Source organism: Flavobacterium sp. M31R6 (assembly GCF_013284035.1).
In the GTDB taxonomy this organism is placed as follows: Bacteria; Bacteroidota; Bacteroidia; order Flavobacteriales; family Flavobacteriaceae; genus Flavobacterium.
This window is the reverse complement of record NZ_CP054141.1, coordinates 3,859,138-3,881,388: the sequence shown is the minus strand read 5'-3', so window position 1 is coordinate 3,881,388 and position 22,251 is coordinate 3,859,138. Positions and strand designations below refer to the sequence as shown.

General features: G+C 35.1%; 25 protein-coding genes, 3 tRNA genes and 1 riboswitch. Of the genes, 13 read left to right on the top strand and 15 right to left on the bottom strand.

Annotated elements, in window-relative coordinates; translation table 11 throughout:
• The first annotated feature begins 93 nt into the window (after window positions 1–93).
• The 5 genes from HQN62_RS16120 (at window position 94) to cobC (ending at window position 4,193) form a co-directional block, all read left to right on the top strand.
• Complete coding sequence (locus HQN62_RS16120) at window positions 94–456, top strand: DUF5522 domain-containing protein (protein ID WP_173505135.1); 363 nt, start codon at window positions 94–96, stop codon at window positions 454–456.
• Between the two features lie 215 nt (window positions 457–671).
• On the top strand, window positions 672–1,178 hold the full coding sequence (cobU, locus tag HQN62_RS16115) for a bifunctional adenosylcobinamide kinase/adenosylcobinamide-phosphate guanylyltransferase (RefSeq protein WP_173505134.1): 507 nt from the start codon (window positions 672–674) through the stop codon (window positions 1,176–1,178).
• Window positions 1,179–1,186: 8 nt separating this feature from the next.
• Entirely contained in the window at window positions 1,187–2,860 is a 1,674-nt protein-coding gene (gene cobT / locus HQN62_RS16110) for a nicotinate-nucleotide--dimethylbenzimidazole phosphoribosyltransferase (protein WP_173505133.1), read from the top strand.
• 14 nt (window positions 2,861–2,874) lie between these two features.
• Window positions 2,875–3,672, top strand: coding sequence for an adenosylcobinamide-GDP ribazoletransferase (locus HQN62_RS16105; RefSeq protein ID WP_173505132.1), 798 nt, complete (start codon window positions 2,875–2,877; stop codon window positions 3,670–3,672).
• A complete protein-coding gene (gene cobC / locus HQN62_RS16100) occupies window positions 3,657–4,193 on the top strand; it encodes an alpha-ribazole phosphatase (RefSeq protein ID WP_173505131.1) in 537 nt (178 codons plus the stop codon). Before HQN62_RS16105 ends, cobC begins: the two co-directional genes overlap by 16 nt.
• 15 nt (window positions 4,194–4,208) lie before the next feature.
• Here cobC and HQN62_RS16095 read toward each other — a convergent pair whose 3' ends face one another.
• Together HQN62_RS16095 and HQN62_RS16090 are read right to left on the bottom strand one after the other, a co-directional pair.
• Window positions 4,209–4,472 carry a Txe/YoeB family addiction module toxin gene (locus HQN62_RS16095; RefSeq protein WP_116797471.1) on the bottom strand — a complete coding sequence of 88 codons (264 nt, stop codon included), beginning with the start codon at window positions 4,470–4,472 and terminating at the stop codon, window positions 4,209–4,211.
• The gene (locus HQN62_RS16090; protein WP_173505130.1) at window positions 4,463–4,675 is read right to left on the bottom strand and encodes a DUF2683 family protein; all 213 of its coding nucleotides are present in this window, start codon (window positions 4,673–4,675) and stop codon (window positions 4,463–4,465) included. The genes HQN62_RS16095 and HQN62_RS16090 overlap by 10 nt, the downstream gene beginning before the upstream one ends.
• Window positions 4,676–4,739: 64 nt before the next feature.
• Window positions 4,740–5,018, top strand: a riboswitch (cobalamin riboswitch).
• Window positions 5,019–5,049: 31 nt separating this feature from the next.
• Between HQN62_RS16090 and HQN62_RS16085 the strand changes: the two genes are divergently transcribed.
• A complete protein-coding gene (locus HQN62_RS16085; RefSeq protein ID WP_173505129.1) occupies window positions 5,050–6,897 on the top strand; it encodes a TonB-dependent receptor plug domain-containing protein in 1,848 nt (615 codons plus the stop codon).
• Window positions 6,898–6,901: 4 nt separating this feature from the next.
• Complete coding sequence (locus tag HQN62_RS16080; RefSeq protein WP_173505128.1) at window positions 6,902–7,999, top strand: YncE family protein; 1,098 nt, start codon at window positions 6,902–6,904, stop codon at window positions 7,997–7,999.
• A gap of 218 nt (window positions 8,000–8,217) precedes the next feature.
• Here HQN62_RS16080 and HQN62_RS16075 read toward each other — a convergent pair whose 3' ends face one another.
• Window positions 8,218–9,666 (bottom strand): S41 family peptidase, encoded by a 1,449-nt coding sequence (locus HQN62_RS16075; protein WP_173505127.1) that lies wholly within the window; start codon window positions 9,664–9,666, stop codon window positions 8,218–8,220.
• A gap of 124 nt (window positions 9,667–9,790) precedes the next feature.
• Here HQN62_RS16075 and HQN62_RS16070 point away from each other — a divergent pair, with 124 nt between their 5' ends.
• The 4 genes from HQN62_RS16070 (at window position 9,791) to HQN62_RS16055 (ending at window position 12,059) form a co-directional block, all read left to right on the top strand.
• Window positions 9,791–10,300 carry an RNA polymerase sigma factor gene (locus HQN62_RS16070; RefSeq protein ID WP_173505126.1) on the top strand — a complete coding sequence of 170 codons (510 nt, stop codon included), beginning with the start codon at window positions 9,791–9,793 and terminating at the stop codon, window positions 10,298–10,300.
• Window positions 10,287–10,736 (top strand): hypothetical protein, encoded by a 450-nt coding sequence (locus HQN62_RS16065; RefSeq protein WP_173505125.1) that lies wholly within the window; start codon window positions 10,287–10,289, stop codon window positions 10,734–10,736. The genes HQN62_RS16070 and HQN62_RS16065 overlap by 14 nt, the downstream gene beginning before the upstream one ends.
• Window positions 10,737–10,990: 254 nt before the next feature.
• Entirely contained in the window at window positions 10,991–11,518 is a 528-nt protein-coding gene (locus HQN62_RS16060; RefSeq protein ID WP_173505124.1) for a DUF4252 domain-containing protein, read from the top strand.
• 1 nt (window position 11,519) lies between these two features.
• Entirely contained in the window at window positions 11,520–12,059 is a 540-nt protein-coding gene (locus HQN62_RS16055) for a DUF4252 domain-containing protein (RefSeq protein ID WP_173505123.1), read from the top strand.
• Between the two features lie 218 nt (window positions 12,060–12,277).
• Here HQN62_RS16055 and HQN62_RS16050 read toward each other — a convergent pair whose 3' ends face one another.
• From HQN62_RS16050 to HQN62_RS16015, 8 genes are all read right to left on the bottom strand, one after another.
• On the bottom strand, window positions 12,278–12,913 hold the full coding sequence (locus tag HQN62_RS16050; RefSeq protein ID WP_173505122.1) for a nucleotidyltransferase family protein: 636 nt from the start codon (window positions 12,911–12,913) through the stop codon (window positions 12,278–12,280).
• Window positions 12,903–13,664 carry a xanthine dehydrogenase accessory protein XdhC gene (gene xdhC, locus HQN62_RS16045; RefSeq protein ID WP_173505121.1) on the bottom strand — a complete coding sequence of 254 codons (762 nt, stop codon included), beginning with the start codon at window positions 13,662–13,664 and terminating at the stop codon, window positions 12,903–12,905. Before xdhC ends, HQN62_RS16050 begins: the two co-directional genes overlap by 11 nt.
• A gap of 41 nt (window positions 13,665–13,705) precedes the next feature.
• Entirely contained in the window at window positions 13,706–15,889 is a 2,184-nt protein-coding gene (locus HQN62_RS16040) for a xanthine dehydrogenase family protein molybdopterin-binding subunit (protein ID WP_173505120.1), read from the bottom strand.
• A 2-nt stretch (window positions 15,890–15,891) separates the two neighbouring features.
• Entirely contained in the window at window positions 15,892–16,350 is a 459-nt protein-coding gene (locus HQN62_RS16035) for a (2Fe-2S)-binding protein (RefSeq protein ID WP_173505119.1), read from the bottom strand.
• 163 nt (window positions 16,351–16,513) lie between these two features.
• On the bottom strand, window positions 16,514–16,858 hold the full coding sequence (locus HQN62_RS16030; RefSeq protein WP_116797483.1) for a hypothetical protein: 345 nt from the start codon (window positions 16,856–16,858) through the stop codon (window positions 16,514–16,516).
• Window positions 16,859–17,073: 215 nt separating this feature from the next.
• Window positions 17,074–17,156 (bottom strand) — tRNA-Leu (locus HQN62_RS16025).
• A 42-nt stretch (window positions 17,157–17,198) separates the two neighbouring features.
• Window positions 17,199–17,271: transfer RNA gene (locus HQN62_RS16020), tRNA-Lys, on the bottom strand.
• Between the two features lie 38 nt (window positions 17,272–17,309).
• Window positions 17,310–17,382 (bottom strand) — tRNA-Lys (locus HQN62_RS16015).
• A 127-nt stretch (window positions 17,383–17,509) separates the two neighbouring features.
• Here HQN62_RS16015 and HQN62_RS16010 point away from each other — a divergent pair.
• Entirely contained in the window at window positions 17,510–18,028 is a 519-nt protein-coding gene (locus HQN62_RS16010) for a shikimate kinase (protein ID WP_116797484.1), read from the top strand.
• On the opposite strand, the gene HQN62_RS16005 is transcribed toward HQN62_RS16010, so the two are convergent.
• Both HQN62_RS16005 and HQN62_RS16000 read right to left on the bottom strand, forming a co-directional pair.
• On the bottom strand, window positions 18,020–18,520 hold the full coding sequence (locus HQN62_RS16005) for a phosphoribosyltransferase family protein (RefSeq protein WP_173505118.1): 501 nt from the start codon (window positions 18,518–18,520) through the stop codon (window positions 18,020–18,022). The two genes, HQN62_RS16010 and HQN62_RS16005, sit on opposite strands and share 9 nt — an antisense overlap.
• Window positions 18,521–18,612: 92 nt before the next feature.
• Window positions 18,613–19,002, bottom strand: a complete 390-nt coding sequence (locus HQN62_RS16000) for an RNA-binding S4 domain-containing protein (RefSeq protein ID WP_173505117.1) — start codon at window positions 19,000–19,002, stop codon at window positions 18,613–18,615.
• An 81-nt stretch (window positions 19,003–19,083) separates the two neighbouring features.
• On the opposite strand from HQN62_RS16000, the gene bamM reads away from it, so the two are divergent.
• The gene (gene bamM / locus HQN62_RS15995; protein ID WP_173505116.1) at window positions 19,084–20,163 is read left to right on the top strand and encodes a BamM family beta-barrel-assembly machinery protein; all 1,080 of its coding nucleotides are present in this window, start codon (window positions 19,084–19,086) and stop codon (window positions 20,161–20,163) included.
• A gap of 205 nt (window positions 20,164–20,368) precedes the next feature.
• Here the strand turns inward: bamM and HQN62_RS15990 are convergent, their stop codons facing one another.
• Entirely contained in the window at window positions 20,369–21,322 is a 954-nt protein-coding gene (locus HQN62_RS15990; RefSeq protein WP_173505115.1) for a transketolase family protein, read from the bottom strand.
• 63 nt (window positions 21,323–21,385) lie between these two features.
• A complete protein-coding gene (locus HQN62_RS15985; RefSeq protein WP_173505114.1) occupies window positions 21,386–22,240 on the bottom strand; it encodes a transketolase in 855 nt (284 codons plus the stop codon).
• Window positions 22,241–22,251: the final 11 nt, after the last annotated feature.

Below are 22,251 nucleotides of genomic sequence, written 5' to 3'. Positions count from 1 at the left end.
TATTTTTTACAATAAGAGCAAAGGTATATTAAATTATAAATTTCCTGTTTAGTTTTTGAAGTAAAAAATTAAGACAAACGCTATCTTTACCAAATGAATACATTAAAAGTGAAACATTGTTCGGCTTGTAAAATGCCTTTTAGCTGTGGAGATTCAGTCGAAGGAAAGGAATGTTGGTGCAATGATTTTCCTCCCATTTTCAATCCTTTTGATATAGCAGGTTGTCTTTGTCCTAATTGTTTTAAAACGGCTTGTTCCGAAAAAATAGACGAATTTGTTGCGACCATAACTCCCGAAACGGCGTTAGGAAACAAGGCATCGCTTTTGCCAGAAACCGCAAACATAATCGAAGGAATTGATTATTATTTTGAAGATGGTAACTATGTTTTTAAGCCTTGGTTTCATCTCAAACGAGGATATTGCTGTAAAAGCGATTGCACGCATTGTCCTTATTGATTGAAAAATTAATTGATTTAGGAGCAAAAAGATTTGGCATTTTTGGAAAGATCGTCCCGCTATTCGCTACAATCTTATGTGCCGAACCCCGGCACATAAGGATTTCCACTTCTATCGGGGCTAAAGGGTGAGATTTTGCTTTTTGGCCATCATCTAAAAAAAATAAAACTCAGTTTTGATAGAATTTATAAAATATTAAAGAGAAGAAAAGTAAAATGATCTATTTAATTACAGGCGGAGAACGTTCCGGAAAAAGCAGTTATGCCGAAAATTTAGCCAAAGGTTTGTCCGAAAACCCAATGTATGTGGCAACGGCTAGAAAATGGGACGATGATTTTCAAAAAAGAGTTGACCGACACCAAAAAGATCGAGATGAACGTTGGATTAACATAGAAAAGGAAAAACATTTAAGCGAAATTGATTTCTCTGGAAAAGTGGCCGTTGTTGATTGTGTGACGCTTTGGCTGACTAATTTTTTTGTGGATACAAAAAATGACGTTGCCTTAAGTTTGGAACAGGCCAAAGCCGAATTAGATGCGATTGCACAACAGGAAAATACAACAATCATTATAGTTACCAATGAAATCGGAATGGGAGTCCACGCCGATACACATATCGGCAGAAAATTCACAGAACTTCAAGGTTGGATGAATCAATACATCGCCCAAAAAGCTGAAAACGTTGTATTAATGGTTTCGGGAATTCCTCTAAAAATCAAATAATTTGAAAGATGTCCAATTTAGATGATATTATAAAATCTCGTCGCGACACACGTCATTTTACAAATGATGTAATTCCGGATGAAGTGATTCAAAGAGCTTTGCAGGCAGGGCATCACGCACCTTCAGTAGGTTTGACCGATGCTACAAAATACTATCTAATCAAATCAGCTGAAATCAAAAAAGCTGTAAAAGATTTGTTTTTGGATTACGACATAAAAGCATCAAACTTAACCGATGATGAACTTCAAAAAGCACAATATAAAGCTTTAAAACTAGAAGCGATTGAGGAAGCACCACTTGGATTGGTGATTTGTTACGACCGTTCCGTTTTGAATAATTTTACGATTGGAACAGTTGGCAGCAATGAAGCCATAAAATTTAGTGCAGTTTGTGCAGCCCAAAATATTTGGCTTTCATTGACGGAACAAGGCTATTCGATGGGCTGGGTTTCAATTCTAAATTACTATCAATTCAAACAGCTTTTGGGATTACCCGAAATCATAGAGCCTTTGGGATATTTCTGCGTAGGTAAACCCGCGACCAATTATAATAACCAGCCGATGCTGCAACAATTGAATTGGAAACAAAAAGCTGAAAAACCTTGTGTTGAAGAAATTTTAGCCCCAGTTTCGATTCCTAAGTCTTTGCGAGGAACGAAACAATCACATTCCAGTGATTCAACATTAAGCGAGACACTTCAACAAAAAATTGACAATAAAACCAAACCCACAGGTTCACTAGGTGTATTAGAAACCTTAGCGAAACAAATAGGGACCGTTTTCCAAACATTAGAACCCAAAATAACAAAACCCAATATAGTTGTTTTTGCCGCTGACCACGGAATTGGCAATCACGGCGTAAGTGCCTATCCACAAGATGTTACTAGACAAATGGTAACTAATTTTTTGGAAGGCGGAGCTGCCATCAATGTGTTTTGTAAACAAAATGACATTGAGTTAACCATTGTGGATGCCGGAGTAAATTATGATTTTCCAACAAATGCCAATTTGGTTTCTGCCAAAATCGGAAAGGGAACACAATCGTTTTTACATAGTCCGGCAATGAGTCAAACTGAATTGGATTTGTGTTTTATCAAAGGAGGAGCAATTGTGAATTCGGTTTTTGAAACAGGTTCTAATTGTATTGGTTTTGGCGAAATGGGAATTGGGAATACTTCCACTGCTTCGGTTTTGATGAGCATTCTTCTTGAATTACCTATCGAGGATTGTGTCGGAAACGGAACGGGTGTTGTTGACGAAAAGCTAATTCAAAAACAAAATATTCTCAAAAAAGCTCTTGAAAATTATAACGGCCCAAATGATTTAGAAAGTAAGTTAGCCTATTTTGGAGGATTCGAAATTATGCAAATGGCAGGAGGAATGCTTCAGGCTAAACAAAACACTATGCTCATTTTGGTAGATGGTTTTATTTGCACGGTTGCTTTTTTAATTGCCTATAAAATGAATCCATCAGTGAAAGAAAACGCTATATTTTGTCATTCATCAGCTGAGAAAGGACATCAAGCAATATTGAATTATTTAAACGTTCAGCCATTGTTGCAACTTGATTTGCGATTGGGTGAAGGAACTGGTTGTGCTGTGGCATTTCCAATTATTCAATCCGCTGTTTGTTTTCTGAATGAAATGGCCAGTTTTGAATCTGCAGGAATTAGCGGTTCATAAATTTAATTTTAAATATGAAGAAACAATTACATATATTTTTCACGGCTCTAATGTTTTACACCCGAATTCCGTGTCCCAAAAACATCGACCACAATCCTGATTATTTAAACAAAGCATCTCGCTATTTTCCTTTAATTGGTTGGATAGTTGGCGGAATTTGTTTCGGAGTTTATTATTTAGCATCGATTGTGTTTTCAGTAGAAATAGCTTTGATACTATCCATAATTGCTGGAATTTTGACTACGGGAGCATTTCACGAAGATGGTTTTGCTGATGTTTGCGACGGTTTTGGAGGTGGCTGGACCAAAGAAAAGATCCTTATGATAATGAAAGATAGTACCATTGGAGCGTATGGAGCTATTGGTTTAGTGTTACTTTTTTTATTGAAATTTGAAGCTGTTTTTAGTCTAGTTTCCAAATCAGAAATTATTAATCTGCAATCTGCCGTCTGCAATCTTCTCCTCTTTATTTCTGCTCATTCGATAAGTCGATTAGCGGCAATCTCCATAGTTTTTACACATCAATATTCAAGAGAAGATGCGTCGAGCAAAAGCAAACCAATTGCTCAGAATTTCACTTGGAAAGAAGTAATTGGAGCTGCGTTTTTTGGCTTGTTGCCTCTTGTGGTTTTGTCGTTTTTTCAATGGCAATTAGTATTGGCTTTAATTCCCGTTTTTATTGCCCGTTTCTTCCTTGCTCGTTATTTCCAAAAATGGATTGACGGCTATACAGGAGATTGCCTAGGAGCAACACAACAGGTTTGTGAAGTGATTTTTTATCTGTCAATTATTGGAATATGGAAGTTTATTTAGTCCGTCATACCGAGACGGTTTGTGAAAAAGGAATTTGCTACGGTCAGAGTGATGTTGGGATTCGCGAACCTTTCGATGCTATTTTTGAATCGATTCTAAGTCAATTACCACAAGATGCTATTTTGTATTCCAGTCCGTTGCATCGATGTGCTATTTTGGCCAAGCATATCAAAGAAAATACTCAAATCGATTCCATTATTGAGGATTCAAGATTGATGGAAATGCATTTTGGGGATTGGGAGCTAAAAAGTTGGGATGATATCCCTCGTGAAGTTTTAGATCCTTGGATGGAAGATTTTGTCACCGTAAATGTGCCTAATGGAGAATCATTCGTGGATTTGGATTATAGGGTTCGCGAATTTTTGGATAATGATATTTCGAAAGGACATTCAAAGCCGATTATTATTGTTGCGCATTCTGGAGTTATTCGAAGTATTTTGTGCAAAATAAATAATCTCCCTCTGCAGGAAGCTTTTAAAACGTCATTGGATTACGGTGCTGTGATTAAAATTGAGATTTAAAAAAGATAGTGATTTTTAGTAATGCCCTTTTAAAGAATGGATTAAAATAATAGAATCATCTTCGAATATTTCATAAACTAATCTGTGTTCCAGATTAATTCTTCTACTCCATAACCCTGATAAATTATGTTTTAATGGTTCAGGTTTTCCAATTCCTTCGTATGGGGTTTCCTGAATGGATACCAAAATCTGTTTGATTTTCTTTAAAACGATTTGGTTATTTGTCTTTTTGAAATAGTCTAAATGGGATTTAGATTTTGGAACGAAAATTATTTCCATATATCATCTAAATCAACCTTAATACCTTTTCCAGCTTTATAATCTTCTCTGTTTTCTTCAACCATAGCAACAAAATCTGGATCATAAGGACTTTCTGCTGAATCAGTCGTTTGGTTTTCAAACTTTATTTTCAATGCTTCAAGAAAAGCTTTGACCACTTTTTTCTCCTCATTGTTCTTTGGATGTATGATAAAAGTTTCCATAATGAAATTGTTTAGTACAAATATAAAAAATAAAACTCTAGGATTTTTAAATTCATTTTTGCAATATTTGCACCCGAATTAAGGTTGTGTTTTACTTTTTACGAAAACACATTAAAAGGGAAGCAAGTGATTGAAGATTGCTGATTAACGATTTTTGATTTCAGAATTTAACTTCTGAAATCAAGTATCAGACATCAAAATTCAAAAATCTTGCGCTGTTCCCGCAACTGTAAGCTATCAAGCTTGTTGTTATCTACAATGCCACTGTCTCGTTCTAAAAACGAGATGGGAAGGTGAACAACAAGACGCAAGCCAGGAGACCTGCCTTTTTTCTTAACGAATATCGAACTTTCGGGAAAAAAGGTTCAGAAATTATGACTTTAAGAAAACTAATATTTGCCCTTTCTTTGTTAATGTGCCAATTGATTTCGGCGCAAAATGACTCTATAACCAATTTAAAAGAAGTTATTGTTTCTGACCGTACGTTGTATTCAGGCAATAAGTCACAATCCATCCAGATTCTTAATGATTCGGTTATTAATAAAAACCAATCTTCACTTTCCAATTTATTGAATTATAACAGTGTGTTGTATTTCAAGGAATACGGACGTGGAATGCTTTCAACCGTTTCTTTTAGGGGGACTACAGCTTCGCAAACGGCCGTAATTTGGAATGGTATAAATGTTAATTCCCAACTCAACGGTAGTGCCGATTTCAATACATTCACCGCTCCCGATTTTAATACCATTAGCATAAAAGCGGGTGGAGGAAGTGTGAGTTATGGAAGTGGCGCCATTGGAGGAACCGTCCATTTAAGTAATGATTTGGTTTTTAAAAATAAATTCGAAAATGATTTGCGATTGGATTATGGTAGTTTCAATACCATTGGGGTCAATTATAAAATGATTCTTTCCAACAAAAAATGGAGTACTCAAGTCGGGTTTTCCAGAAACAGTTCGGATAATGATTATCCGTACATAAACCAATATACTTGGGATGGAACTCAGCGAAAAAATGAAAACGGGCAATATGCAACGACTAATTTGTATGCCAATGTAGGTTACAAAGTAAATCCCAATTCTATCATTACCTTTTACAGTCAATCCTCAAACACGGACAGGAATCTTTCTTTGATATCCGAATCGGATTCGAAAACAAAATACGTGAATACTTTTAGCCGAAACCTTTTAGAATATTCAACGACCAAAAATAGTTTCAGTAGTAATTATAAAGTGGCGTATCTCACAGAACAATATCAATATTTTGAGAATATCGACAGCGATGATTTTAGTTTTGGAAAATCAGAATCGCTTATTGCCAAAATGGATTTTGGTTACCAATTATTAGAATCTATAAAGCTTAATGGAATTTTAGATTACAATCGGACAAAGGGTTTTGGTACTAGTTTTGGAGATAATACCAGACAAATTGGTGCGATTGCGATCAAAGCAGTTGAACAACATAATGAAAAATGGCAAAATGAGTTAGGTTTCCGTAAAGAGGCGAGTTCAGATTATGATAGCCCATTTTTATTCTCATTGGGTTCCTCTTATGTTTTCAATTCCTTTTATAATTTAAAAATCAATCTTTCCAAAAATTTCAGGATTCCGACTTTCAATGATTTGTATTGGGAAACGGGGGGAAATCCTAATTTAAAACCGGAGAGTTCTTATCAGGCTGAGGTTGGAAATGTTTTTACATATAAAAAAATCACTTTGTCCGAAACAATTTATTTCATAAAAATAAGCGACCTGATTCGTTGGGCTCCTTTGGATGGAAGTAATTGGACACCCGAAAATATTGATAGGGTAAATAGCTATGGTTCCGAAACGAATTTGGGTTGGTCCAATACGTATGGGAAAAATAATTTGGCACTAAATGCAAGTTATGCTTATACCGTTTCCGAAAACGTAGAAACTGGAGAACAATTAATCTATGTTCCATATCATAAATTCAATTCGAATGTTTCGTATTCGTATAAAAAAATAGCTGTGACGTACCAGTTTTTATTTAATGGAGCAGTCACAACACCTTCCCAAAAATATCATTTAGTCAAAGAATATTGGGTTTCCAATCTGGGTGTCTATTATGATTTAGGAAAGAAATCAACGTGTAAAATCGGTTTGCAGGCATTGAACCTTTTTAATCAAAATTATCAAAGCATTTCCCAACATTATATGCCGGGAAGAAATTTTATAATCAACCTAACCTTTAAATTTTAATAAAATGAATTTCAGTAAACTAGTTTTAATAGCGTTAATTTTTTCGTTGTTTTTTGTTTCGTGTACCAATGATGACACGAATGAAGACACTCCATTGGGAAGTTATGACAATGGATTCTTGATTTTGAACCAAGGAGGATTTGGTCATAATGATGCTTCGGTTTCTTATGTTTCCTCAGATTTTTCAATTGCCCAAAATGATATTTTTTCGGTAGTAAATCCTTCAATAACATTGGGTGACACAGGACAAGATGTTGGTTTCAATAATGAATTTGCTTATATCGTTTTGAATGCAAGCAACAAAATAGAAATCGTAAATCGTTATACCTTAAAGAGTGTTGCAACGATAAACTCTGGATTGAAGAATCCAAGATATATTGCTTTTGCAAATGGTAAAGGATATGTTACCAATTGGGGTGATGGAAGTGTTGCTACTGACGATTATGTGGCTGTAATCGATTTAACTACAAATAAAGTATCAACTTCAATTCCAGTTGTGGAAGGACCTGAAAGAATTATAGCAAACTCTGGAAAATTATACGTGGCCCATAAAGGAGGATATAGTTATGGAAACAAAATTTCGGTTATTGATGCAACTTCAAATGTTGTTTCGACTAAAATAACTGTTGGGGATGTTCCAGAAAATATGGAGATAAAAGACGGAACTTTGTGGGTATCATGTGCTGGAAATCCAAGTTATGTGAGTGCACCTTTGACAGAAACTGCAGGTAAAATTGTAAAAGTAAGTTTAGCTACGAATGCAGTGACAAGCACAATTGCTTATTCGGATGCTACTAAGCATTTATCGAATTTGGTATTGAACGGAAGTGATGTTTATTACACTATCGATTCTGATATCTATAAAATGAGTGCAACGGAAACAGCATTGCCGACAACTTCAGCATTTAGTACTACGGCTCAAGGAGTTTACGGAGTGTATAGTTTTGCAGTACACGGAAACCATATCTACGTTGGTGATGCAGGAGATTACACCCACAATGGAAAAGTTTATGTTTATGCATTGACCTCACCATCAATTGGTACATTAGAAAAAACATTCTCAGTTGGAGTTATTCCAGCGGGTTTCTATTTTAATGATTAATTTATACTCTTAGTCAATTTTTTTAGTCTAATAGTTTTTATTATAATACGGTTGTGGGTTTAATAGTTTGTGGTATTTCTATTGGCTTAATTAACGTATTAGGTAATTGTTTTTTGAAAAAAGAAGGCTTTCAGTGATGAAAGCCTTTTTTTGATTGAGTTTGTTTGTTTTAATTTGGTTAGAAATGAAAATAATTTATCGTTTCTAACAATGCTTTATTATTCTAAAGATCTTAACAATCCCGCTGGTACTTTGTCAACATACATTTGGTTTTGTACTCCATTAATTGATTTTGAATCTTCAAAATAAGGGAATTGTTTTCCTGTAGTTTTTTTAACCATTTTGGCAGTTCCAGTAATTTTTCCAATGGCAGTACTCAAAAGAGGTTCTGAAGAAGTACCTAAAACACCCAAATTGATTATGTTTTCTTTTAAAGAATATGTTGGTGTTAAGCCATTAAAATAATCACCAAAATCATCAGCGTTTACAATTTTTAGAACAATAGGCTGCATTGCATAACGATGATGTGGATTTCTGTTTTCTTTTCCAAAAGTAGGTGAGTCATAAATGGTTATAGATCCTACATTTTTTCCTGTAGTTATATCTCCAATCTGAACCACATCGATATAAGGTTTTAAACCATTGATTACCAGTTCGCTTGCAGAAGCAGTGCTTTTTGTTGTTAAGATGTAAACCTTGGTAAGGTTTAAGCTGTTTACCGCTGTGCCTTCAATACTGCTTGTAAATAAATTATTCAATGCGCTTGGGTCTTCGGATTCGAAATAAGCATTGATTTTGTCATTCCATCTTTGTTTAGAAAATACTTTATCGGTAAATTGCCCTGTTATCATGCTGGCCAAACGTGTTGCTGTTTGTACAGAGCCGCCACCATTGTATCTTAAATCTAAAACTAAATCGGTAATACCTTGTGATTTTAATGAACCAAAAGCCTCATTCAATTGCGAATCATAGTTTGGATAAAATCCGTTATACATAAGATATCCAATTTTATGGCCTCCAGTTTCAATTACATTGTTTATTAAAATTGGATTCTCGGAAAGTTCTGTTTTTGTTAATGTTACCGATTTTCCGTTAGGCGTAATTTGACCATTATTATAATCAGCTAAATTTAAAGTGTAGTTTTCTGCATTTAATAATAAGGTTTGGTAATTGCTTACTGTAAGTTGAGTTCCATTTACACCATAAAAAATGGCACCACGTTTAATGTCTTTTGTTGAAGCATCAGAATTGGGTATGATATAACGTACCCAACCAAATATATCATTAGAATCTGAAGCTTTACGGTAAAGACCAAAATCTACACCGTCATTTTTGGTAGTTCCTTGTAGCATTCCTTCCAATTCTCGATAATCGCTTACAATCCAACTGAATCGATCGATCGATTTATCAACTCTTAGCGCATCAAATAAAGCTTCTGGTTCTGGATATCCTTTTAAGAATGTATTTAAATCGGCTTGATTGGCAAATCGGGTATCTGCTAAATTAGGAACATCGGCTTGCCATAAATAATATAAATTGAGGCCTTTCCAGATAAAATCATTTACCTCCAAGTACTCTGGAGCTGCAACATCGTCCATGTCTTCGCAACTCTGAAAAGTAAAAAGGGCTATGAATAATAAAAGTGTAATTTTGAAAGATGCCTTCATGTTAAGAATTTATTTGTAGGTATAGAACGCAAAAATACTAACTTTAGTTTAAATTAAACTTTTTTTGTAACAAATATAATTGTGAATCGTCTTGATTATATAACCGAATTAATATAGCCGTTTTATGAACCAAAATGAATTTGTGCTTTTAATCAATCCATTCAAAGATAAACTCTTTCGATTGGCCAAGCGATTACTCGTGAGCACAGAGGAAGCAGAAGATGCTACTCAAGAAATTTTGGTAAAATTATGGAGTAAAAATGGAAGTTTAGAATCGTATAATAGTGTCGAGGCAGTGGCAATGACAATGACCAAAAATTATTGTTTGGATCAGTTAAAATCGAAAAGAGCGGGTAATCTTAAAATTGTACATAATAATTTTACAGATAGAGAACCAAGCTTAGATAAAAAAGTAGAAGATAACGATAGTTTAAATTGGGTTGAAAAAATTATAGACCAATTGCCGGAACAACAACGACTGATCATTCAGTTACGGGATATAGAACAATGCGAATTTTCGGAAATCGCAAAAATAGTAGAGATGAATGAAACTGCCGTGAGAGTGGCACTTTCAAGAGCAAGAAAAACGATTAGAGAATATATGTTTAAAACACACAGTTATGGAGTTCAATAAAATGGAAGCACTTTTAGAAAAATACTTTGAAGGAGAGACAAGTATTGCCGAAGAAAATGTGTTGAAAAACTATTTTTCTTCTTCAAATGTAGCGCCACATTTAGAACAATACCGACCACTATTTGGGTATTTTACTGAAGCAAAAGAACAAAAGTTTACAAATGAGGTATTACTAGTTTCTAAAAAAAGAAAAATAGCATGGTTGTCTATAGCAGCATCTATTGTGGTTTTGATGGGAGTAGGAACATACAGTTATTTCAATGAAAATGCAGTAAATGAAAACAAGGAGCTGGGAACCTATGATGATCCTAAGGAAGCTTTTGAAGCAACGCAGAAAGCATTGGCGATGTTATCCGATAATGTGAATGTCGGTGTTGAAGGGGTGCAATATCTTCAGGTATATCAAGTGACCAAAGAGAAAGTATTTGTTGAATAAAAGGAATAAATGTCAGAATAAATCAGATTTTGTTTTGCGTGAGTGATGGCAGTGGAGCTCTTTTTTTGATCCCGTTTTTTACGGGATAAAAAAAAGCGGGAACGTACAGCACGACCCGTAGGGACACGCCCAAAAGATTTTAAAAAATTAGTTGAAGAAAATAAAAATAATAAAAATAAAGCGAGAGTGATTCTAGAGCATTCAAGCCCATTAGTTGAATTGAATTTTAAAAATAATCATTAAATCAAAATAAAATGAAGAAGTTAATAATCACATTAGTAGTAGTATTAGTATCAAGTCCGTTTTTTGCGCAAGGAGCATTCGATAAATTTGACGGTCAAGACGATGTAACATCGATTGTTGTCAATAAGAAGATGTTTGAATTGATGAGTAAAGTAAAAGTGGATACCTCCGATAAAGAGGCACAGCAATATATGAATCTGATAAAGAAATTGGATAATTTGAAAGTGTTTACCACTCAAAGTACAAGGGTAGAAGGCGAAATGAAAACTGCAGCAGACAAGTATATAAAAACTGCAGGTTTGGAAGAATTGATGCGTGTAAATGACAAAGGAAGAAACATTAAAATAATGGTGAAATCTGGAGCCAAAGACAGTCAAATTAAAGAGTTGTTAATGTTTGTTGAAGGAGGAAAAGATGAAGACACTGTTTTGATGTCATTGACAGGAGACTTTGATTTGAATGAGATTTCGGTCTTGACTGATAAAATGAAAATTCCTGGAGGTGATGATTTGAAAAAAGCAACTAAAGGTAAAAAGTAAAATGAAAGTCATATTATTTATAATCACGTTGCTTGTCAGTTTGGTTTTTGGAAGCTGTAACTCAGAGCCTACTTTACAAAAATACTTTGTTGAAAATACCGAGAACAAAGATTTTATCGCCTTGGATATTTCATCAAACATTTTGAATGTTGATAAAACAAAATTGACTGTTGCTCAAAGTGAAGCATTGCATTCTTTTGATAAAATGAATATTTTGGCTTTCAAATTGAACGATAAAAACAAAGCGCAGTTTGAAGCAGAACGAGCCAAGGTTAACTTGATTCTGAAAAACCCGAACTATCAACAGCTGATGAAGTTTGGTTCAGGCAAGGAAGGGGCTTCGGTAAGTTATGTGGGGACAGACGAGCATATCAATGAATTTGTGTTTTTTGCCAATAAAAACGATGCTGGTTTTGCAGTTATCCGAGTTTTGGGAAAAGATATGAATCCAACGAACATTATGAATATGATTTCGGTTTTGAAAGAATCCAAATTGGATTTGGAGCAATTAAAACCATTGCAGGAATTAATCAAGAAATAAGGTTGAATTTAATTTTAAAAAAGCGTTTCGATAGATTTCGAGACGCTTTTTTTATGTTTATTTCTGATTGGAATTTGAATTAATATTCCACAATTAAATTTCGCGAAGATACTCAAAGGAGGCACAAAGGTTCGAAAAGAAAAAAAGGATTATTTAAATTGTGTTTAAAACCTTTGTGAATCTCTATGAATTCTTCGCGTTTCTCTGTGAAATAAAATCTAATGCCTACTTTGGGCTAAATACGTTGCCCAATCGTTATGTGTGTTTAAGTTTTTTAGGATGCAGGAATCGGTTACTGTTATTGTTGTTATTTTGGAAGGAATTATTTTTTTGATTTCTAAATCCAATCGACTTTTTTCATCGGATGGATTAAGTAAAAGCAAGGTGTTCCAAAATTCAGAATCTAGCTTTATCGGATGACCATTTTTACCTTCGAAATTTGGAAGTACAATTTGGTTTTGTTCTGCAATAATGTTCTGCAATTCTGTTGTGTTCAATATCGGAATGTCAATGGGATTAATTAATACCGATTTGTTTTTGGAAATTTGCCTCAAAACGGTTTGAAGTGTCGAGAAAGATCCAAGTTCAGGATTTTGGTTTATGAGAACTCTTACCTTTAAATTTTTATATGAAACAAAATGTAATTGTGCTTCTGTAAACCAAGCAATTTTATTTAAATATTCGTCGTAACGATAACCTAATCCGATATAAACTTCGGTTATTGTTGAAGTTGAAATTCGGTTCAATTGCTCCAAAATCCAATAGGTATTTTGGTATTCAAGTAAGCCTTTTGCAACACCCATTCTTTCGGATTTGCCACCGGCCAATAATACGAATACGGTATTATTTTCCATAATAGACTTTCAGTAATTCAGAAGCGACGCTTATGGCAATTTCTTTAGGGGAATTACCACCCAAATCCAATCCAATCGGGCAATGAACGGGAGAAATTCCGGGTTTAAAATTCAATTCGTTTATCAATAAGTTATTGAATTTGTTTTTCTTGGTTTTACTTCCAATCAATCCAATATATTTGGTTTGTTCGTGTAATGCCAAAGCGGTAATTTCAAAATCCAATTTGTGGTCGTGAGTCAAAATTACTACGTAACAATTCGGTCCCCAGTTTATGGTTTGTTTATAAAGGTCAAAAGGAATGGCACTGTAAGTAACCGTTTGGTCAATTTCGATAGTTTCTCTCCAATCTTCCCGAGTGTCAAGAAGAGTAATAGCGAAAGGTGTGTCTTTTAAAACCTCGCATATGGCAACACCTATATGTCCAGCTCCAAAAAGGTATAATTCTGGGGATTGATTCATGGGCTCAATAATTAATTCTACTTTTCCTCCGCAACATTGTTCAAATTCGGGGCCTAAAGTATAAGTGCATTCTAAAATTTTGTTTTCTCGAATAGCCCGAACAGCTTCGTCGATTACCTGAAATTCCAATTTTCCGCCACCGATCGTTCCGTATATTTCTTTTTGTGGCGTGACAATCATTTTTGAAGCTACTTTACATGGAGCCGAACCAAGAATTTTAGTAACGGTAACAAGTGCAACAGGTTTCTTTTTGTTTTTAAAATCTTGTAATAGTTCAATCCAATTGTTCATTAAAAATAAGTATTCGTTTGGGATTTTAATTTGTCAATCAGTTATACAAGATCGTAATCACTTAAAGGCAAGTTGTAATACCGCTTTCCTGTTAGTTTGAAGATGGCATTGATTATGGCCGGGGCAATTACCGGAACGCCAGGTTCTCCAACTCCGGTCGGTCTTTCTGAACTTTCCACAATTTCTACGTGAACCTTTGGAATTTCATTCATTCGAATCATTCGGTAGTCACTGTAGCTGTTTTGTTCAATTGCTCCATCCTTAGCCGTTATTTTTCCGTAATAGGCCAATGACATTCCGAAAACAGCAGCACCTTCCAATTGAGATTTTATGGTGTCCTTATTAACTGCTATTCCGCAATCAATAACAGTATGAACATTATGTACTTTTACTTTGTCATCAACCATTGAAACTTCGACAACGGAAGCTACATAGGAATAAAAACTATAATGAACCGCTATTCCGTGCACATGCCCTTTGGGTAATGGTTTCCCCCAATTGGCATTTTTTGCTGCCATTTTCAAAACATTTTTGAGGCGAGCTGTATTGTATTTTATGGGGTCTTTGGTGTCTTCTATTCGATCGTCACCAATTAATTTTAGCCTGAATTCTAATGGATCCTGTTTGGCGGCATGTGCCAATTCATCGGCAAAAACATTGATGGAAAATCCATGTAGAATATTAATCACCGAACGCATCCATCCAATTCTAACCATTGCAGGGGCTTGACCTGATTCAACTTTGAAATTTTTTATGGCAAAAGGAACGTCAGCAGCACTGGAGGCTTCCCATCCGGCAGGATAATCGGTGCCTGGTTTAAAGGTGGACATTATTGAGGGAAATGCAGAGCGGTGCAACCAACCTGTAACATTGCCTTGCGGATCCAGCGAAGCTTTCATGTATTGTGAACTTACGGTATGATAATAACCATGTTTTATGTCGTCTTCCCTTGACCAAACCACTTGTACAGGTGCATTGATGGCTTTGGAAACCATAGCCGCTTCTACAATATAGTCGGGTTTTGATTTTCGTCCAAAACCACCACCAAGGAAAGTGACATTTATAGTAACTTTATCTAGCGCGGTTCCCAAATAATTAGAGACTTCCTCTCTGGCAGATTGTGGAGATTGAGTGGGTGCCCAAACTTCACAAGTGTCCCCTTGAACCCAAGCTACCGCATTGGGAACTTCCATCGGGGCATGCGCCAAGTGAGGTAATTGAAAAGTACTTTCGATAACTTTAGCAGCTTCGCTAAAAGCTTTGTTTACATCACCAATTTCTTTTTCAACTTTGCCTGCTTTATGAACTCTTTCAGTTAACTCGGTCATATATTTCTCGGAATCATAACCTTCGTTTTTGCCATAATTCCATTGTATTTCAAGAGCTTCTTTTCCTTTAAATGCGGCCCAAGTATTCGAAGCAATAACCGCAACGCCACCAAGTGGACCGAAAGGTTTTTCGATTCTTGGAATTTCGATTACATCTTGTACACCACGAATTTTCATGGCTGCTGTTTTGTTAAAAGATTTGACAGTTCCAAAAGTAACGGGGCATCTTGCTATGGCAACTATTTTCATGTTGGGTAAGCGTTTGTCAATGCCGTAAATGGCACTTCCGTTTGCAAAATCTTTAACATCAACACTTTTTAGCGTTTTACCAATATATTTGAAATCTTTAGGATTTTTATAACTAATGGCTGTTGGAACGGGTAATGTTTTTACTATATCTACCAATTCTCCAAAGCCTATTTTTTTTCCGCTGGAATGAATAATAAAATGGTTCTTGGCCGTACATTCACTTTCGGGAACTTGCCATTTTTTTGCGGCAGCGGTTATAAGCATCATTCGAGTCATGGCACCCATTGTTCGCATGGTGTCGTAAAAATCGGCTACACTTCTGGAGCCATCGGTGTTTTGGTCACCATATTTGGCGTCTCCTGTGGCTTGTTTTACTGAGACTCTATTCCAATCGGCTTCCATTTCATCAGCAACTACAGAGGTCAAGGAAGTTCTTACTCCATTACCCATTTCGGAGCGAGCAGCAATTATAATAAGACTTCCGTCCGAATTTAATTGTACAAACAGATTAGGATTAAATTCAGTTACAGTTCCCGATTCGGTATTTTGGGAGAATAAAGTATAATTACATGCTAAGATTAATCCACCAGACGCTAATCCCATGTTCTTGATAAAAGCCCTGCGACTTATGTTTTGAATTTCATTCATGACTAGCGTTGTTTTTTAAGTTCTACGGTATGTTTAATGGCATTTTTGATACGCTGGTAAGTGCCACAGCGGCAAATATTACCACTCATGGCATCGTCAATATCAGTATCCGAAGGGTTTTTATTAGAATTGAGTAGAGAAGTGGCCGTTATTAATTGTCCAGGTTGGCAATAGCCGCATTGGGGCACGTTGAATTCTTCCCATGATTTTTGTAATAATTGCAAATTTTCCGCTGTACCCTCAATAGTTGTAATGTTTTTGCCGACAACCGTTGAAACAGGAGTCAAGCATGAATAGGTAGCGACATTGTCAACTAATACTTTGCAAGCGCCGCAAGCACCAATACCGCAGCCAAATTTGGTCCCAGTAAGACCGATACTGTCTCTAATAGCCCAAAGCAAAGGCATTTCAGGGTCAACATCGATAGTGTATTTCTTCTTATTTATGAGTAGTGTCGTCATTTGGATTTTAATTTTGCAATTAGGAAGTTGAAAGTTATGACTTTTTTTAAAATTTGTGTTTAAATTTTTTAAAGAAGATACGAGTTTGGGTTTAATGTAAAAAAAAACAGCAGCTATAAAGTTTTGATATAGCTACTGTTTTACGCTGAGTATTAAATGATTTCTAATAAATCGATTTCCTTATTAATTGATATCGTTCTTTGCTTTTGGAGGAAATTTGAGATAAACTGTATTTACCAAATAGCTTGTCAAAATATAATTTTGATTTTAGGTAATTTTTATTTTCATAATAGTAATTTCCAAGAGACTCATAGATTTCAACCGATTCATAGCCCTTGTCGGCAATTCGTTCATAGGTTTTTTGGACATCTACAAGTACATATTTTTGTTTACTTACACTATCATATCGAACGGTTTGCGAATTAGCAGTTATTGTAGCCAAAAGTATAAAGGCAAAGCTTAAAAATAGGGATAAATTGTATTTTGATGATTTTGCAGTTTTTTTCATGGACTAAATTTGTTTTGGTAGAAAGGGATTACTAATGTGTTTAATTTGAGTAAATTAACGTTTTTATTTGCTGTATATTGCATTAGAATAAAAAAAATAATTAAAAATTAACAATAATATTGATTTGCGCTTCCATAAAATTCCGCTTTGAAACCAAAAAGAGTATTAAAAAAGGGCTATATAAGCCTACTTTTTTAATACTCTTTTTGATTTTGTGACCACGGTGGGATTTGAACCCACACGCCCTTACGAGCACCACCCCCTCAAGATGGCAAGTCTACCGTTTCTCCACGTGGCCTTAAAAAATAAAAGGTCAAGTAATAAATTACTCGACCTTTTGTGACCCGACTGGGGCTCGAACCCAGGACCCCATCATTAAAAGTGATGTGCTCTACCAACTGAGCTATCGAGTCATTGCTTCAAGGAAAATATGTGTTGATCACTAAAATTGTGACCCGACTGGGGCTCGAACCCAGGACCCCATCATTAAAAGTGATGTGCTCTACCAACTGAGCTATCGAGTCATATTCTTTCCTTGAATGCGGGTGCAAATATAGGGACTTTTTTTTGAAGTTTCCAAGCAATTTTATTATAAATTTGTCTTTTTTAAACAAATAATCTTAATGCCTTAATTTGTAAGGGCTTATTCAAATGAAAAAAATTATATTATTAGGGTATATGGGTTGTGGGAAGTCTACAATCGCTCAAAAACTTTCTGGAATCGTCTCAATTCCGTATGTTGATCTCGATGAATATATCGAAAAAAACGAAAAAATGTCAATCAAACAGATTTTTGAAGATCATGGAGAAATCCATTTTAGAAAATTGGAACATACTTATTTTGTCGAATTATTGAATACTCCAGAGGAAATTATCATTGGACTAGGAGGAGGGACACCTTGCTATGCTAATAATCATGAATTGTTAATAGGGGATGAGGTGACTTCTATTTATTTGAAGGCATCGATAGATACGTTATTTAATAGATTGGTGTCTAATAAAAGCAAAAGGCCGCTTATTGCGGATAAAAGCGAAGAAGAAATGAAAGAGTTTATAGCCAAACACCTTTTTGATAGAAGCTTTTATTACAACCATGCACAATATAAAGTGAATGTTGATGATAAATCAATCGAGGAAACGGTAAATGATATTTTAAATCTATTAGCTTAAACTGGCATAACTATCGCCATTCTTGTCGAAAACAACATCTACGTGTTCTAATAGGGAAGTAGAAAGTGATATTCCTTTAAAATCGGCTTTAATCGGGAATTTTTTGTGATTTCTGTCAACAAGGACAACGGTTTTGAACTTTTTTAAAGGAACATCCAAAAAATGCTTTACCGCATATATTAATGTAGTTCCAGAGCTCAATACATCATCTACTAGTATTAAGCCTTTATTGCTGTATTGTTCTTTTGTTAAGGAAGTAGTTATGGGTAATTCTGGATTTTGTTTGCTGACATTAACTTCGCAAAGCGAAATTTTGATAGGCGAAATAGTTGTCAATTCTTGAGCAATTTTTTCGGCAAAAATAAAGCCATTTGTTGTAATTCCAGCAATCACGATTTCTTCTTCCTCTACAAAAGTTTCATAGATTTGGTAAGCTATTCTTTTGGTAGTGTGTTCAATTTGTTGATTGGTAAGAATAATATTTTTGCTCATGGCGTATTGTTATTTTTTTCAAAGATAAAAAAGTTCGGCGAATTTTATATGATTAAATCTAGTTTCAAAACTGAAAATTGAAACTGGTTTTTTTAATCTATTTCGTCTTCATCGTTTATTTCATTTCCAAATTCATCAATATCTCTTCGGTCTTTTTTGGTGGGTCTTCCAGTTCCAGTTTTTCTATAATGCTCTTTTGAAAGTTTTAATAATTCTAAGTGTGCATAGACTTCGGCTGGAGTTTCATTTTTTCGATAGATATCAACGAGTTTTGCACCCACACGATTATCGGGGATGTCAAGAACGGTAATTATTTGTGTTATTTGATCTTTTCTAAAAGTAATTTTATCGGTAGGGAAAACCTCTTTTGATGGCTTGGCAATAATGCCATTTACAGTAATGTGATTTTTTTTGCAAGCCTCGGTTACCATATTTCTGGTTTTGTAATACCGAACACACCATAAATATTTGTCTATTCTCATGAATTTTCTAAAATCGGAGTTAAATACTTTACAAAAGTAAATCATTAATGTATATTTGCGACTTAAACTATACCTAAAATAATGAGCAAAATTAAATTTTATTTTATTTTATTGATTGCGACAATTACAGTGATTTCTTGCAATAAGGACGATAATAATGTAGAAGTTACCCCACCAATACCTTATGCGGAACAATATCCTAAAGATATCGCTGCTATAGAAGATTATTTAAAAACAAATTATATTAGCAAAATAGTAAATCATCCAGGTTTTCCTGATGATCAAGATGTAACAATTGAAAAAATAACTAACGCTGCAACTCAGCCTTCCTTATGGTCTTATTTGAATAGTCCTACACTTCCAAGATTAACCAGTAGAAATGTAGATACTAGTAAAGAATTAGGTTCGCCTCTGGGGGGTGTTACTTATAAAATATACACTTTGTTAATTAGGGAAGGAGTTAAAAATAGTACTGTTAATTCTGGGGGAGAATATCCTTGCAATGTTGATGGCGTTTATGCAGGTTACAAAGGAACTTTATTAAATGGAACTGTATTTGACTCTTCTAATAATGGGCAGGTATTGTATAATCTTGATGGTTCTAAATTCGATGGTGGTACTGGAGTTATTCGTGGCTGGTCTGAGGGGTTTCCTCAATTTATGACAGGCTGGGTTTCTTCAAATCCTGACGGGACCGGGACAATACAATATAATGATTTTGGGGTTGGGGTAATGTTTCTTCCTTCTGGTTTAGGGTATTACAATACCGTTCAGGGTGATATTCCAGCTTATTCTCCGTTGGTGTTTAGTGTGAAATTATATGCTTTGAAAAGGTACGATCATGAGATTAATTCTCCTCCTAGTGGTTCGTATCGTGATCCAGATGGTATTTTTTCTTTTCAGGAAGATTTGGATGGGGACAGGTATATATATACTTTTGCAAGCGGAGTTTATAATCCTGATGATACGGACGGAGATGGAATTCCTAATTATTATGATTCTGATGATGATGGTGATGGTTACGCAACAAAAGGAGAAATTAAAGATGCTAAAGGAATAAATTACCCGTTTGAAAGTATTCCTGATTGTTCAGGGGATCAGACTAACCCGAACAGGTTAAAAAGACATTTGGATAAAAATTGTATCAAAATGAATCAATAATATATTAATCCCATTCCTTAATGAATGGGATTTTTTTTTGATATAGTGGAAATATTTGGTTAATCATAGAAAATAAAAATGCACTTTGTAAATCGTGATTACTTTGTTTTAATAATTATCGAAATAAAGCTCAATATAACACCCACAAAAAAATCCCATCTCATTTTTTACAACGAGATGGGATTTTATATTTGTAGAGAAAGAATTACTTTCTTTTGATCACTCTTTCTACAGCTTCAACAATCGCTTGATTGTTTAATTTGTATTTCTCCATTAATTGCTCTGGCGTACCAGACTCTCCAAAGCTGTCATTAACCGCTACAAACTCTTGTGGAGCTGGGTGGTGTAATGCTAGTACTCTAGAAACGCTTTCTCCAAGACCTCCAAGGATATTATGCTCTTCAGCAGTAACGATACATTTGGTTTTGGCCAATGATTTTAGAATCGCTTCTTCGTCCAAAGGTTTAATGGTGTGGATGTTGATTACTTCGGCAGAAATACCTTTTGCTTCCAAAGCTTCAGCAGCGATTAAAGCTTCCCAAACTAAATGTCCTGTAGCAACAATCGTTACATCGGTACCTTCGTTTAAAAGAATTGCTTTTCCAATTACGAATGGTTCGTCAGCAGGCATGAAATTAGGCACGACCGGACGACCAAAACGCAAATATGCTGGACCATGATGATCAGCAAGGGCTAATGTAGCCGCTTTTGTTTGGTTGTAATCACAAGTGTTGATTACAGTCATTCCTGGTAACATTTTCATTAATCCAATGTCTTCCAAGATTTGGTGTGTAGCTCCATCTTCTCCAAGAGTCAATCCTGCGTGAGAAGCACAGATTTTCACATTTTTATCTGAATAAGCAACAGATTGACGAATTTGGTCATAAACTCTTCCAGTAGAAAAGTTAGCAAAAGTTCCTGTGAAAGGAATTTTCCCTCCAATAGTTAATCCTGCTGCAATTCCGATCATGTTTGCTTCTGCAATTCCAATTTGGAAAAAACGCTCTGGGTGATTTTTCTTGAAATCATCAAATTTCAATGATCCAATTAAATCAGCACAAAGTGCCACTACGTTTTCATTCTTTTGACCCAATTCAGTCATTCCCGCTCCAAAACCGGAACGAGTATCTTTACTTCCTGTATTTGTATATTTTTTCATTTCTTAATTTAAAAAGTTGAATGCATTCATTACTGAATACTGAAATCTGAATACTGCAAACTATTAATAGTCTTGTTCGCCACCTCTATTATAGTTTTGAGCTAGAGCATTTTCAAGTTGAGCATCATTTGGCGCTTTTCCGTGCCATGCGTGAGTGTTCATCATAAAATCTACACCATTACCCATTTCAGTATGTAATAATACGCAAACTGGTTTTCCTTTTCCGGTTCTAGATTTAGCATCTGTCATACCAGCAATAATTGCTTCAAGATCATTTCCTTCTTTAATTTCAAGAACGTCCCAATCAAAAGCTTCAAATTTAGCACGGATACTTCCCATACATAAAACTTCGTCGGTAGTACCATCAATTTGTTTTCCGTTAAGGTCGATAGTTGCAATAAGATTATCTACTTTTTTTGCAGATGCATACATAATTGCTTCCCAGTTTTGACCTTCCTGTAATTCACCATCACCGTGTAGTGTGTAAATAATATGGTTATCACCGTTTAGCTTTTTAGCCTGTGCAGCACCAATTCCTACAGATAATCCTTGTCCTAATGAACCAGAAGCCATACGAACACCAGGTAAACCTTCATGTGTTGTTGGGTGTCCTTGCAAACGAGAGTTCAATAATCTGAAAGTAGCCAATTCCTTTATTGGGAAATAACCGCTTCTTGCCAAAACGCTGTAAAATACAGGTGAAATATGTCCGTTTGAAAGGAAGAATAAATCTTCTCCAATTCCGTCCATGTCAAATCCTTTTTTGCGATCCATAAGGTTTTGGTACAAGGCCACTAAAAATTCGGTACATCCAAGAGACCCTCCTGGGTGACCTGAATTAACAGCGTGAACCATACGAAGAATGTCTCTTCTTACTTGGATAGTTAAATCGTTTAATTGTTGTGTGTTAGGCTTCATTTTGTGTGTAA